This is a genomic window from Streptomyces sp. NPDC040545 (assembly GCF_055595065.1).
Map to the genome: position 1 here is coordinate 21,955 of NZ_JBVIWA010000029.1, position 13,305 is coordinate 35,259.

The 13,305-nt window shown below is 69.3% G+C and carries 11 protein-coding genes and 4 pseudogenes; 10 read left to right on the plus strand and 5 right to left on the minus strand.

Annotated features, from left to right (window positions below; genetic code table 11):
* Positions 1–113: 113 nt before the first annotated feature.
* The 4 genes and pseudogenes from ACZ573_RS35005 to ACZ573_RS35020 all read left to right on the plus strand — a co-directional run.
* Positions 114–1,823, plus strand: coding sequence for a sensor histidine kinase (locus ACZ573_RS35005; RefSeq protein ID WP_471312353.1), 1,710 nt, complete (start codon positions 114–116; stop codon positions 1,821–1,823).
* A 739-nt stretch (positions 1,824–2,562) separates the two neighbouring features.
* Positions 2,563–4,152, plus strand: coding sequence for an ISL3 family transposase (locus ACZ573_RS35010; protein WP_471312355.1), 1,590 nt, complete (start codon positions 2,563–2,565; stop codon positions 4,150–4,152).
* Between the two features lie 78 nt (positions 4,153–4,230).
* The gene (locus ACZ573_RS35015; protein ID WP_471312357.1) at positions 4,231–5,139 is read left to right on the plus strand and encodes an aminoglycoside phosphotransferase family protein; all 909 of its coding nucleotides are present in this window, start codon (positions 4,231–4,233) and stop codon (positions 5,137–5,139) included.
* A gap of 350 nt (positions 5,140–5,489) precedes the next feature.
* A pseudogene (locus ACZ573_RS35020) lies at positions 5,490–5,612 on the plus strand (IclR family transcriptional regulator); the annotation flags it as partial.
* A 291-nt stretch (positions 5,613–5,903) separates the two neighbouring features.
* Here the strand turns inward: ACZ573_RS35020 and ACZ573_RS35025 are convergent.
* Both ACZ573_RS35025 and ACZ573_RS35030 read right to left on the minus strand, forming a co-directional pair.
* Positions 5,904–6,110 (minus strand): annotated as a pseudogene (locus ACZ573_RS35025) (Ku protein); the annotation flags it as partial.
* A gap of 13 nt (positions 6,111–6,123) precedes the next feature.
* Positions 6,124–6,459, minus strand: a pseudogene (locus ACZ573_RS35030) (Ku protein); the annotation flags it as partial.
* 639 nt (positions 6,460–7,098) lie between these two features.
* Between ACZ573_RS35030 and ACZ573_RS35035 the strand changes: the two are divergent.
* The 4 genes and pseudogenes from ACZ573_RS35035 to ACZ573_RS35050 all read left to right on the plus strand — a co-directional run bounded on the left by ACZ573_RS35035 (position 7,099) and on the right by ACZ573_RS35050 (position 9,002).
* Positions 7,099–7,272 (plus strand): hypothetical protein, encoded by a 174-nt coding sequence (locus ACZ573_RS35035; RefSeq protein WP_471312359.1) that lies wholly within the window; start codon positions 7,099–7,101, stop codon positions 7,270–7,272.
* 207 nt (positions 7,273–7,479) lie between these two features.
* The gene (locus ACZ573_RS35040; protein WP_471312361.1) at positions 7,480–7,752 is read left to right on the plus strand and encodes a hypothetical protein; all 273 of its coding nucleotides are present in this window, start codon (positions 7,480–7,482) and stop codon (positions 7,750–7,752) included.
* A gap of 375 nt (positions 7,753–8,127) precedes the next feature.
* Positions 8,128–8,334 (plus strand): annotated as a pseudogene (locus ACZ573_RS35045) (transposase domain-containing protein); the annotation flags it as partial.
* A complete protein-coding gene (locus ACZ573_RS35050; RefSeq protein WP_471312363.1) occupies positions 8,325–9,002 on the plus strand; it encodes a transposase in 678 nt (225 codons plus the stop codon). The pseudogene ACZ573_RS35045 and the gene ACZ573_RS35050, both read left to right, overlap by 10 nt.
* A gap of 130 nt (positions 9,003–9,132) precedes the next feature.
* On the opposite strand, the gene ACZ573_RS35055 is transcribed toward ACZ573_RS35050, so the two are convergent.
* Entirely contained in the window at positions 9,133–9,396 is a 264-nt protein-coding gene (locus ACZ573_RS35055) for a hypothetical protein (RefSeq protein ID WP_471312365.1), read from the minus strand.
* 235 nt (positions 9,397–9,631) lie between these two features.
* On the opposite strand from ACZ573_RS35055, the gene ACZ573_RS35060 reads away from it, so the two are divergent.
* Both ACZ573_RS35060 and ACZ573_RS35065 read left to right on the plus strand, forming a co-directional pair.
* Positions 9,632–9,844 (plus strand): hypothetical protein, encoded by a 213-nt coding sequence (locus tag ACZ573_RS35060; protein WP_471312367.1) that lies wholly within the window; start codon positions 9,632–9,634, stop codon positions 9,842–9,844.
* 237 nt (positions 9,845–10,081) lie between these two features.
* On the plus strand, positions 10,082–11,356 hold the full coding sequence (locus ACZ573_RS35065) for a hypothetical protein (protein WP_471312369.1): 1,275 nt from the start codon (positions 10,082–10,084) through the stop codon (positions 11,354–11,356).
* Positions 11,357–11,571: 215 nt separating this feature from the next.
* Here the strand turns inward: ACZ573_RS35065 and ACZ573_RS35070 are convergent, their stop codons facing one another.
* Together ACZ573_RS35070 and ku are read right to left on the minus strand one after the other, a co-directional pair.
* Positions 11,572–11,709, minus strand: coding sequence for a hypothetical protein (locus ACZ573_RS35070; RefSeq protein WP_471312371.1), 138 nt, complete (start codon positions 11,707–11,709; stop codon positions 11,572–11,574).
* Between the two features lie 521 nt (positions 11,710–12,230).
* A complete protein-coding gene (gene ku / locus ACZ573_RS35075; protein WP_471312373.1) occupies positions 12,231–13,115 on the minus strand; it encodes a non-homologous end joining protein Ku in 885 nt (294 codons plus the stop codon).
* Positions 13,116–13,305: the final 190 nt, after the last annotated feature.

The window sequence follows — 13,305 nt, forward strand, 5'->3', positions numbered from 1 at the left end:
GCCCTCACCGTGCCCACCCCCTCGTCGGGCGTCAGGGCCCGTCCCACAGAATCGACTGGGCAGGTGAGGACATCCATCGGAAGGACAGTCGACGCGCCATGCAGCACACGCGCATGCCCCCAGCCAGGTCCATACGAGGCGACGTGGCCCTGTGGGGCGTGCTCGCAGCCGCCACCGGCTACGGGTTCCGGGAAGCGGGCGCAGCCTCGCTGGTCTGGGACCTGCTCCTCCCGCTGGCCGTCCTGGCGGTTGCCGTGCCGCTGTCCCGCCGCCGATCGGGGGCCGCGGTCGTCCTGGTCAACGGGCTGTGCGCGCTGGGCATGGCCGACTCAGCGACCCCCGCCAACGCCCACGTCCTGTCGCTGGCCGTCCTGAGTTGTCTGCTGGGCGGCCGGGTCGCTGCGGCACGGCGCCCCCTCCTGGTGCTCGCCGGGTGCCTCGCGGCCGATCTCGCGATGTGCGCGGTGCTGCGGACGCAGGCCGTGTGGTGGTTCTACGCGTTGACCGTGCTGCCCGCCGCCCTTCTGGTGCCTTGGCTGGCCGGCCGGCACTGGCGTGGCCGACGCGAACTCGTTCGGGAGGGCTGGCGGCTGGCCCGGAGCCTGGAAGAGCGGCAACAACTGGTTGCGGAGCGGGCGCGGCTGACCGAACGCGCGGACATCGCGGCCGACATGCACGACTCCCTCGGCCACGCCTTGAGCCTGGTCGCCCTGCGTGCCGGGGCTCTGGAACTCTCCCCAGACCTCACCGACCGTGACCGCACCGACCTCGCCGAGCTGCGCGGGACGATCGCGGACGCCGTGGAGCAACTGCGGGAGACCGTCGCCGTACTGCACGACCAGCCCGGAACGGAAACGGGTGCGGGCCTGCCTGTCAACGACACCGTCGAGGACCTCCTTGGACGGGCGGTCGCCTCCGGGGTGCCGGTCCGCTGGGAGCTGCGCGGGGCGGTGCCCACGCTGTCCCCGCTGGTCGAACGCGGGATGTACCGGGTGGTTCAGGAGGCCCTCACCAACGCGGTGAAGCATGCGCCGGACAGTGCGATCCGGGTGCGGATCACGCACGAGGCGAGGCGTACCCGTGTGAGCGTGGTGAACGCCGCCGCGCCGGCTGACGGACCGGCGCACGCGGCCGAAGGCCCGACGGTCGGCGTCGGCCGCCGGGGCCTGACGGGGCTTCGGGAGCGGGTGACGGTTCTCGGGGGCTCCTTGCGGACCGGCCCGTATCAGGGCGGGTTCCGCGTCACCGCCGTCCTCCCGCACCAGGCCACGTCCCGCCCGGGGACACCAGCGCCGGGAGCCGGGACGACGCCCGGAATGCTGTCCTGGATCCGAGGGCGGCACACCGGGTCCGCGTTGCCGTCCGAGACTGCTCTCAACCCAGCCCCGGCCCCGGACACGGACGCGGACACGGACACCGTCACCGTCACCGTCACACCGGAGTCCGCCAGGCGGCTCGCCTACGTACGGAGCTCCGCCCGCCGCCGCTCCGTCGCCGCCTTCGCGGCGCCTGCCGTCGCAGCCGCCTTCTTCGTGCCCGCCGCCGTCTACCTGGCCTGGCAGCTGACGACGAGCGTGCTGCCCCCATCCCGGTTCGACGAGCTGACCACCGGCCGGCCGCGTGCCGAACTCGCCGCTCTGCTTCCGGCCCGCGCGTACCCCTACCCGCCCGAACACGCCCGTTCCGCACCCCGGCCGCTCGGCGCCACGTGCCAGTTCTACCGTTCCGGCCGCGACCTGTTGGACCAGGTCGACCTCTACCGGCTCTGCTGGTCGGACAACATACTGGTGGCGAAGGACACTGTGCCCTCAAGCCGGCCCTAAGCGGCGCCCGTGCCGCGTAGTCGGCTGCGATCCGGGCGGCATCGCCGGTGCCGGCGGTCCCAGGCGCATCTGGTCGTCGATCGCGGCCTGCGGGTCCCGCGCTAGCGAGGACTCACCACAGGCTCCCCGCGGGTGAAGTCTCACACGCGTTCCGCCGCTGGAACACGTCTGTCCGCCGGCCACGCGAGGACCTCGATCGGTTCTACGAGCGCGATGACACAGACCTCCGCAACGGCGACTACCACGTCCGCACCCTGCTGGAGATCACACTCCATGCTCTGAGCTCCAAGGCGCGATGCGAGCTGAGCGCAGTCATCGGTCCCGCAGACGAACACGGGCTTGACCGCACCCTCAACAATCCCTTCGCACCCCGAGGCTTCCCCTGGTGGATGCGTCGAATCGGGGTCTGACCCTCCAGCCGTTCCTGGTTCTGACCGACATCTCCAGGCACCTCAGGCCAGCAACGCTGCCAGCACTGACGGACATTCGTTCTCGTTTACGGTTCTGGCACAGATCTTGGGGAGCCGTCGCGGAGCGCCCCTGGGTTTTGTTCACGGGTAGTGGGTTCTGGCACAGATCTTGGGGAGGCGTCGCGGAGTGTTACCGCAGTGTTCGATTGCGAGGAGACGGGTTCGCGTGAGACCGCGTACGCCTTGTCGTCCGACACTCAAAATTGACGCTCCCTCAGGTTCCTGCCGACGGCTGCTGCGGTCGGTTGTGGACGGTGATGGTGCTGGTCATGGTGACCGATGCACCGTTCTGGGACTCGTTGATGTTCGCCGGGATCGACGATGTGGATGTCGAGGCGGTTTCGTCCGCGTTCGGCAGGGTCGAGGTGGTGGCGAGAGGCCGCGCGGCCGGGGCTGTATGTCCGGACTGCGGCCGTTTCTCGGACCGTGTCCACGACCGTTACCAGCGCACGCTGAGGGATCTTCCACTCGCTGAGCAGGGATTTGTGATCCGGCTGACGGTCCGGCGTTTCATCTGCGGAGTGGTGGACTGCCCGCGCCGGACGTTTGCCGAGCCGTTCTCCCAGCTGGCTGCCCCGCACGCACGGTTCACCACGCGGCTCAATCACGCCCTGGAGCGGGTGGGACTGGCACTGGCCGGGCGGGCCGGAGCTCGGCTGGCTGCCCAGCTGGGATTCGGCGCGGGACGGATGACCTTGTTACGCAGGATCATGGCATTGCCCGATCCACAGTTCAGCACTCCGCGTGTGCTGGGCGTGGACGACTTCGCGATCCGCGGCGGCCAGACCTACTCCACCGTCTTGACCAGCGTCGAAGAGCATCGCGTGGTCGATGTTCTCCCCACCCGCGATGCCGGGCCGCTGGCCGCCTGGCTGATCCGCCACCCCGGCGTGGAGATCATCTGCCGGGACCGTGCGGGCGCATACGTCGAGGGTGCCCGCCGCGGTGCCCCCGACGCTCTGCAGGTCGCTGACCGCTTCCATCTGTGGCAGGGCCTCGGCCGGGCCGTGGAGACCTGCGTCGCCGCCCACCGCGACTGCCTGCGCAATCCGTCGCCCAGCGGCATACTGCCTCAGGCCACCCTGGGTTCCGGTCGACCGCAGGACGACTCGGAGCCCGTCGGCCGGCGGGCCGAGCGGAAGAAGGCGGCACACGCCCTGGTCCACGAGCTCCTTGCCCAAGGCCACTCACGCCGGGCGATCGCCCGGCACCTGGGCTGGGGCCTCAACACCGTGCTCCGGTACACGAACGCCGCACGCTGGCAGGACACCATCCGCGAGAACCGCCCCCGACCCAGCAGACTGGACCCCTACAAGCCCTACCTGGAGCGACGCTTCGCCGAGGGATGCAGCAGCGTCACCCGCCTCCACAGCGAACTCGTAGCCGACAATGCGCCCGTCACCTACCAGATGGTCCGTGCCCACATCGCCACCCTCCGCGGGGCTCCGGCCGGCGCGACGCCGCGGCCGCCGTCGGTGCGGCAGGTGACCGGCTGGCTCACCCGGCACCCCACGACCCTGACCGAGGAGGACCGGGCCGGCCTGAAGGAGGTCCTGACCCGCTGCCCCGAACTGGACAAGGCCGCCGGGCATGTCCGCGACTTCGGCGAGATACTCAGCGACCATCTGGGTGCCACGCTCCCGACATGGATCGACGCAGTCGACACCAGCCAACTGCCCGGCCTCACCGGCTTCGCACTCCACCTACTCCGGGACCTCGACGCCGTTACAGCCGGGCTCACCCTGCACTGGAGCTCCGGCAGCATCGAGGGCGCCGTCAACCGCATCAAGAAGATCAAAAGGCAACTCTACGGGCGAGCCGGATTTGAACTCCTCCGCAAGATGATCCTGCTCCAGTAACGATCCGAGACGGTGCTCTGTGCCAGAACCTCAGAAAGTCACTGGCTTCTCGCTCCCTCTTGCGGTGAGACTGCCGACGTGACGCTTCACGAGGATGAGATCCCAGTCGACGAGACGCTGGTTCGGTCGCTGCTGAAGGCACAGCGCCCAGAGTGGGCTGACCTGCCGTTGTCAACCGCAGGCGCGGGCACGGACAACACCATGTATCGGCTGGGCGATGACCTGCTCGTGCGACTCCCACGAACCGCCGACAAGGGACAGGCCGTGCGAAAGGAGCAGGAATGGCTTCCTCGCCTGGCGCCCCTACTTTCATCTCCGATTCCTGAGCCCGTCCACGCCGGGAAGCCCACCAACGGCTTCCCTCTGGTCTGGTCTGTCTACCGCTGGATTGACGGTGACGAGGCCGGCCCTGCCACCGTCCAGGACTGGGCAGCCTTCGGAGCCGACCTGGCGGCGGTCGTGAGGGAACTCCACGACATTGACCTCATGGGTGCGACTCGCGCAGATGACCTCAGCTGGTACCGCGGCGGCAGCCTGGCGCCATGCGACCAGTGGATCACCAGGTGTCTCGATGATTGCCGAACCACTGTGGGTTCTGAGCTCGACGTTGACTCCCTAGAGCAGTTGTGGCGAGCCGCGCTCGCACTGCCCGAGCCCTCCGGACCCCCCGTATGGCTCCACGGCGACCTCAAGCCGACCAACCTCTTGGTCCGCGAAGGCAAGCTCCACGCAGTCATCGACTTCGGGGGACTTTCGGTCGGATTTCCCGACGCCGAGCACTCCACACTCTGGGACCTCCCGCCACAAGCACGACAGGCCTATTGGGACACCCTGAACCTGGACGAGATGACCTGGGCCCGCGCCCGCGCCTGGGCGATCGCAGTGGGCGTCAGCGGCATCTCCTACTACCAGCACACCTTCCCCGCGTTCGTTGCCGAGTGCCAAGCACGACTTCAGGCAATCCTCATTGACGCCACCGCTCGTTGAGCGGCCTCCCCGGTCGGAGAGGAAGGGGCAGACGACGCAGGCCCAGTGAAGGGGGACGGGACAGTGAGCCTGAACCTCACGATCGAACACCGAGATGACACTCCGCAACGACTCCCCAAGATCTGTGCCAGAACCCCGCTCTCATGAACAAAGCCAGGCACGCGAAGGAACGAACAGCTCCTGATCTTCTGGATGCCGCCCGACGCCGGCGAGCAGGAGGAGACGTACGCGGCCGGGTACACCGCCCTGAAGGAGCACCTCTCCGACGTTCCCATCCACCTCACCGCCAGGCGGACAGACCAACTGGAATACGGAAGGCTCGTCGCCCTGGCCGGCTGAAGACCAACCGCATGGAGCAGTTCACTCCCCACACCATCACCAGCCCGGAGGTCCTCTTCGACGAGCTCGACGACCGCTGGCCCGGCCAACCCCTGCTCGACTTGCAGGAGTACACCCTCGGAACCGTCTGCGCCGCCGTCCCCATCGGCACCGGCACCGAACCGCAGGGCGTGGCCCTGTCCCTGCCCAGTCCGGTTCTCGCCACGGGCGGCTTTGGCGTCCTGGACGGACTGCTGGAGCGCGGCCATCAAGTCGACGACCTTGCCCGCGGTGAGCGGCTCGGCGGCGGGCTCGATCCTGTGGCCGGCCTCCTTCGCTGCGATGACCTCCTCGACGGCGTCGCGGTAGGCGTCGCGCTGCTCGGCGAGCTCGAATCCGCCTGGAGCCAGCGCGGCGGCCAGCTCGACGGCAGTGTCGATCTCCTCGTCCGTGACGTCCGTGACGTCCGTGACGTCCGTGGCGGCCGGGGCCGGGATGGCATCGGCTGGGCGGATTTCGTCGGGCCAGCGCAGCTGATGCAGGGCGATGACGTCGCCGACGACCCGGAGCAGGCCCAGGCGCTCGCGATTGCGCATCGAGTGCCGGGCCACCGCGACCTGGCTGGAGCGCTCCAGTGCTTTGCGGAGAAGCACTGGAGCGCTCCAGTGCTTTGCGGAGAAGCACGTACGGCTTCTGGGCGGCGGGCCCGTCGGGGGAGAGGTAGTAGGCGGTGCCGATCTGCACGGGGTCGATGCTGGCGGCCGGCAGGAAGCCGGCGAGTTCAATGGTCCGGGCGGTGGCCACCGGCATGGCGTCGAGGTCCTGGTCGGTGACGGGGATGACCGCGGTCGTGGTCTCGTGGCCGCGCCCGATCTCCGCCGCCGAGACCTCTTGGCCGTCGAGCTCGCACACCTTCCGCACTCGCACGCGCCCGCCGTCGGCGAGATGGATCTGGCGGAAGGCGACGTCGTGCGACTCGGTCGCCGGCCACACCTTGCACATGACCGTGGTGTTGACTGAACTAGATTCCGAATAACAGCAGGTCAGGCGTGATTTCTGCTCGCTTCCGGCCGTGCTTAAGACGGGTGGTCCCTCTCGGGATCTGATCAGCTTCGTACCGCCCCAGACCGGTGCCTTGGTGGAGGTGGCGACTCCTGCCCAGCCGTATGTGCTGCTGGACGCCGGCGGGACGGCGGTTGAGCCGGTGTCCCGCGTTCTTTGCTGAGTTCCAGGCGTGTTCGCGGCCGCCGTCGACGATCCGCTCGTACGGGATGGATCTGCTGCGGTGGTGGCGGTTGCCCGGACCCCTTCCTACAGGTTGGGGGCTGTGACCCGATCCGCAGCCGAGCCGAGCGCCATTCCGTTGGTATTACCGCGTTACCGCACTCCGTGCGAGAGATGCAAATCCTCCGTGGGACGGCGGGGTTGACCGCCATACTGGCTCCGCGCGTCCATCCTCATCGACAACTACCAAACGAGATCTTCGACCGGCCCGCCGTCTCGGCCGAGGAACCTCGGTATCGGAGTACTAGCGCAACCGGTCCGGTAGGGCCGAGCCGGACCAGCACACCCGACGCAGAACGGCGAAAGTCAAGGGTGCGCTGATCGGCCCCGCAGGCGCACCCCTGCAGGTGCCACGAAATGAATATCGAGCAGGCCGCAGCACTGGTCAGCGTGACCGTCCAGATCCTCCGGGAGCCCGTCGTGAGCGATTACCTCGCGACCGTCCTCGGAGCGGCCACTGTCTGGTACGCGCGCCGGATTCACCGGCGCCGACGCCTCCGGAACGAGGAGGCGGACAGGCGTACCGAGTAGCACTCACCAGGGGCCCGGACAACCAGCCCGGGCCCCTGCCTGCTACCGGAGCGATGCCCCGGCCTGAGCCGGGTTGCCGATAGGAACCGTGCCACCAGCCGCTAACGAGCAATGTCGATGGAGAACCTGATGTCCCGTAGAGAAACCAGGGAACGCCGTAGACGTCAGTATGCCGCGGCGTACGCGGTGCATACCGTGCAGCAGCTGATGTTGAAGAAGCGCGCGGCCATCGACTCTCAACGGGCACTGAGCGCCGTGGGGAAGACGGCCGAGGCGAAAAGAGTCCGGGCGGGCATCGCCGCGATGGACCGCGAGATCGTGTCCAGGTCGGCCCAGGCCGCCCGCTCCATACGAGCTCGCCAGGCCCAGGCCGCAGCGGCCCGTACCGAGAGTGCCGCCGTCCGTGCAGCAGTTCCCCGCTCGCCGCTCGCCACCCGAAAGCCTGGCTGGTGGGAGTCCGCCGCTGGCGACCGCTGGTAGACAGCTGCTGTCGCCGTTCGTCACTTCGGACGTGCTGCAGGTTTGTCGACGACCAGGTAGGCAGGGCGTGAACATCGCTCCGCGCTGCTGCCGGGTGATCGGCAAGGCCGCAAAACTGCGGATTGGGGACGGCGTCATACGCGCGGCGGCCGGCCCCCTGCCTCGGCACCTGCCGGTCGTGGACGCCGCCGAGGCGGGGGCAGCCGACGGCCATGATCGCCCGTGCCCCGGTTCTCCTGACCCCCCGCCACCCCTTCGGCCGGCACCGAACATCCAGGCCCCGGTGCCGTCCGGCGCGCACCGGCCTGTTCCCGACGCGACCGGACCGCGCCGGGCGGTGCCGGGGGAGCGGGGTCCGGGGGGCGGCGAAGGCCAATGCAGTTGCCTGAGAGCTGCGGGGATCGTTGCCCGCGTGTGACGGGGTGGGGCGCGGGCCGGCGGGTGCGGATCGGGATTCTGACGAAGGTGTTCACGGCCGAGCTGGTCGACGCGGCGATAGCCAAGCACGACCGTGCCGAGCGGCGCCGCCGACTCCTGCCGGCGAGGCTGGTCGTGTACTTCGTCCTGGCCCTGTGTCTGTTCGCCCGGGAGTCGTACGAGGAGGTGCTGCGGGTACTGACCAGCGGCATCCCGGGCAGCCACGCTCTCGCGGAACACGGTCTCCAACACGCGTCGCCTGTCTGGGCACGACACTGCTGGACCCTGAGCAGTACCCGGCCGACGAGCTGGTCGCGCTCTACCGGGAACGCTGGGAGATCGAGCTCGCCTTCGACGAGATCAAGAACCACCTGGGCCCCGGCGGGCCGATCAGGTCGCGCACGCCGGAAGGCGTCCGGCAGGAACTGTGGGCCTACCTCGCCGTCCACCACGCGATCCGCCAGTTCGCGCACACAGCGGCGCTCGCCCGGCCGGCGGTGGACGCCGACCGTGTTTCCTACCTGAAGTGCGTCCGCATCATTCGCCGCAGCATCCCGTCCCAGCTAGGAGCGACTGCCACCAAGCTCACCCGCTCGTTCACCGAGGCCAGGCGGGAGGCCCGCGCACGCCTCCTTCCGGCCCGGCGTAATCGCGACTGCCCACGCGCAATCAAGAAGCCGAACCGCTGGCCCGTGCTGAGGACACGCGCTAGACGCGGCGCCGTGCAACCAGGCCGCTGGTCCCACAACCCGACTTCGAAGCCGAAGAGCACCCGCCGGGCCGGAAGACCGGTACTCAGGGGAACCCGAGCCTCGTCACCGCCTACGGATTAGGTGACGAGGGGCCGAGAATGACGATCGGTCCCTCGGCTCGGGCCCGGGCGAGGGCAGTGGCGGCCTCTGGCAGCCCGAGGCCTCCACGACGGCGCCAAGGGCCGCAGCGCGTCGGGGCTGCGGGCTCAAGTCAGCCAATCCAGTTTCGGAATCGGGCGTGTGATGGTCCGCACGCGCCGTCGGCCAAGGCATCCTCGTAAGCCTGCCTGGCTACGGCTTCCATCTCTTCCGCCGAGGTGACAGCGGACACGAGGCCCCCCGAGCCGACCGCTGAGTGGATCGTGCATCGCGGATAGACCGGCTGAACGGCGTACCACCCGAAGGCGACAACGGCAGCCAGCATGGCCAGGGTGATGAAGCGGCGTCCGGGTGTGTGGAAGAACGGGTTGATCACCTATGGATGGTACGGAGCGTGCCTGACCCGCTGGCCCGCGCCCCACTCCGTCACAGACGGGGCAACGATCCCCGCAGCTCTAAGGCAACTGCATTGGGCGGCGAAGGCCCCCGCGACCACCGGCCCAAGCCCGCCGCAAACCCCATCGAGCCGGCGACCACACCACCGAGACCATCTACGGAACGATGTGATGACCCTGGCAAGGGTCGGGGCCACCCAGACAAGGAGAACGACGATGAACCTGTTGAAGCTGCTGCTCAAGGCGATCACGTCCAACCGCGAGCCCGACGACCTGCCCCGCTCGGATCTCTACCGCTGGGACTGCGCCACGTGTGGCCGCAGCTATACCGGCTCCGGACGGCAGCATGTTGGGGGGAGCGCCGTTGCGCACCGGCAGCGGAGTGGCGGCAGGTGCCGGACGCCGAAGGTGTCCGCCGTCGAGGCGTGACAGCGCCGGGCGGTGGGCGAGTCCGTCGAGCAGATCGACCTGATCATCCCTACCGGCAAGCGCAAGGTCCAGAACTCCGGATCGACGTACTCCTCGGCAGCTGACCGTTCGCCTGCACATGCAGGGGCCATCGGCCTCTCTCCATCGCGCCGAGCTCGCGTCGTGCGAGGCGTACCGTGATCATCACCCGTATGATCGACTGCAAGTGAGGTTCATGTGCGTTTTCCTGTGCGGCCGTTGGTGCTCATCCTGTCCCTGACCGGTCTGGTCGCCGGGTGCGGTCCGGCCGCCGATGACGCCAAGCCGGGCACCACGGCCCCGTCGGCGGCAAGTGCACCGGTCCCGTCCGTACCGAAGTTGGTGGCGCACGACCCCCCTTCCTGGTTCGACGCCCGCGGCAAGGTGGCACTGCCCGAAGCGGCGACGAAGGGCCGGACCAATCTGGCGGGGCAGGTCCGCGGCGGCGGTACGGAGCTGCCCGTCCTGCTGCACGACACGCAGGCCTTCGTGGCGTCCCCCACCGGTGTGCAGGTGGTCGACCTCGCCACCGGCCGCATCGTGGGCGAGGAGACGGCCCAGGGCGAAGCGCTGCGCAGCGACGCCGAGGGCTACACCCTGCCGCCGGTCCTGTCCGGGACCGAGGTGCTGGTCCCGTTCCTGACAGCGACGCCCGCCTCGGGCACGTACGCGGCCGGCGGGTCCGTCGAGCTCGTCGCCGTCGGCACGACGGCCCCGTACAAGGCCGCCTGGCGGACGACGATCAAGCTGCCCGAGTGGGCGCTCCGCTCCACCAAGGCCACGTTGGCTTCCGCCAAGGCCACGGTGGCGGTTGTGGGAGCTCAGGAAGGCACGGCGGTGGTCACCGTGGTCGCCGGCGACGACTCCGTGTCGTACGGGATCGACACCGCCTCCCACACCCTGCGCTGGACCCATTCCGGCCTGAAGACCGTCGCGGTGGGCACCGGGATGGCCACCGGCCTGCTGGACGGAGAGCCCCTCACCCCGTTCCCGGTCGGCGTCGACCTGGCCACCGGCACGGAGAAGTGGCGGGGCGAGAAGACCTACGCCGCGATCATGGAGAAGGCCGGCCCCGGCACGGTGCGGATCTCGGGCCAGCGCCCCGACGGCTCGAAGGCCGACCGGCTGCTGGACGTCACCGGCGGCCAGGTCCGCGCCGACATGCCGCCGGGGCTGAACACGATGAGCTGCACCCACGACCAGGCCGAGACCCTGGTATGCGAGTACGCCTTCGGGGTCGCCGCGGTGGACCCGACCAACGGACGGCAGCTGTGGATCATCAAGGACGGCGAGGGGAGCCGCAAGCCCCCGAGGGTGACCGCGGTCTGGCACGGGCGGATCTACGGCCGAGGCGTGGGCGGCCCCGTCGCCCTGGAGGCACGCACCGGCGCCGACATGCCCACCCCACCCAAGGCCGCACCCCTCCTCGTCAACGCCTACGCAGGGCTGATCCTGGAGGACAACCGGCTGTCGAGCTACCCGGCCGGCGGCTGAGCGGCCCTCCTCCACCGTCCATGGATTCCTACCGGAGCAGATCGGCGACAGAGTGACCACCGTACGGCGGCGGCGCGTGAAGGCAGCCCCGCTTCCTCTCCTGGAGCTCGACCGCCGGATCTCCGCGCCGTCGTTTCCGCTCGCGCCGAGCACGGGCGCGGCACGAGAACGACGTCGGCCGCCCCGGGCCTGCATCCGGGGCGGGCCACACGTCCCTAGAAGATCTTGAAGGTCTCGTTCACGATCAGGGCGCCCACAGCGGTGGCGGCGCCCAGCGCCACCTGCCACAACAGGCGCCGCATCCGGTGCCACGGGCCCTGACCGCTCGGGTCGGGGAAGCTACTATTGGTCACGTCGATGCCTTTCGTAGGGGTTCGGCGAAACAGAGAGAGCCGCTGTCCGAAGACCCCGAGGCGTGGAAACCAAGGGTCATCGGCGGTGGCTCTCTGTGCTTCACTCTACAGCCCGAAGAGCCCCCACACACATTCGTGACCTTCGATGTCAAGGGTTGACACTCCAAGAAATGCTGGAGAGGTGCAGATTTTCGGGTAGTCGACCTTCGAATCCATGGTTTCGTATCGATCGAAACCTGTCGTAGCTACCGAGGGTGACGCCGCTCGCCTACGAAAAAATTGCCGTCGCCCGCGGAAATTCCTTTCGTCGCCCGCCCTGGAATGGCCGGGACACCCGAGGGCATGCCGCCTCCTCCTGGGATCGGCGCCCGGCGGGCCGTTCGCATGGGCGGACAGCCGGGGGCCGCGGCAGCCGGACCGGGACCTCCGCGACCGGACGCGGGAGGGCCGGGGCGTGTTCCAGGGAGGAGGGGCGACCATGCGGAGGCCTGCACTGGGGCTCTCGAACGCCGGGCGCCGGTTCAGGCGGTGCGGCGCGGCTTGCCCTTCGAGGTCGTCTTCTTCGAGGTGGCCGCCTTGGTGGCCTTGCCGGTCTTCGTCTTGCCGGGGAGATCGTGCACGGTGGCGGGCTCGCCGCGGCCAGCCCGGGCGTCCTGGACGGACTTCTCCAGCATGGCCATGAGGTCGACGACCTCCGCGGAGGCCGGTGGCGCCTCCTTGGCGGGTGCGGGCCGGGTTCCGGCGGCCTTGGCGACGATGACCTCCTCCAGCGCGTCGCGGTACTCGTCGCACAGCTCCCCGATATCGCCGGTGAGGGTCTCGGCGAGGCGGACGGCCGCGTCGACCTCCTCGTCGGTGACCGCGACGTCGGGGACAGGGATCTGGGAGGCGGACCTGATCTCATCGGGCCACCTGCGGGCGTGCAGCATGATCACGTCATCCTTGACGCGCAGGAGGCCGAGCCGCTCGCGGTCGCGCATCGCGAACTTCGCGACCGCCACCTTGCTGCTGCGCTCCAGGGCTTGGCGCAGCAGTTCGTACGGCTTCGCGGTGACGGCCTCGGTCGCGGCCAGGTAGTAGGAGGCGCCGATCTGGATCGGGTCGATGCTCGCGGCGGCTACGAAGGAGACGATCTCGATCGCCTTCGCGGTGGGCAGCGGCAGGTTGTCGAGGTCCTGGTCGGTGACGGGTACGAGGGTGCCTGTCGCCGTCTCGTAGCCGCGAACGATCTCGTCCTGGCTCAGCTGTTGCCCGTCGAGCTCGCACACCTTGCGGTTCCGGATCCGGCCGCCGTCGGCGGTGTGGATCTGCCGGAAGGAGATGTCGTGCGACTCCGTAGCAGGCACCACCTTGACCGGAATGGTGACCAGGCCGAACGAGATGGCGCCGCTCCAGATGGATCGCACGTCGGAACCTTCCTGGGCCCCTGAACGCAGGGTCGCACCAGCGGAAGGGGGCTGCGGGCGGCGTACACCGGGTGGGTGCGGAAGTGGAGGGGGCGTGCGGGGTGCGGCCCCGTCGCGGCCTGGATGGCCAGGCCGCACCCCGCACCAGGAAACCTACCCGCCGACCTCTGTCCTACCTGTGGTCGGGTAG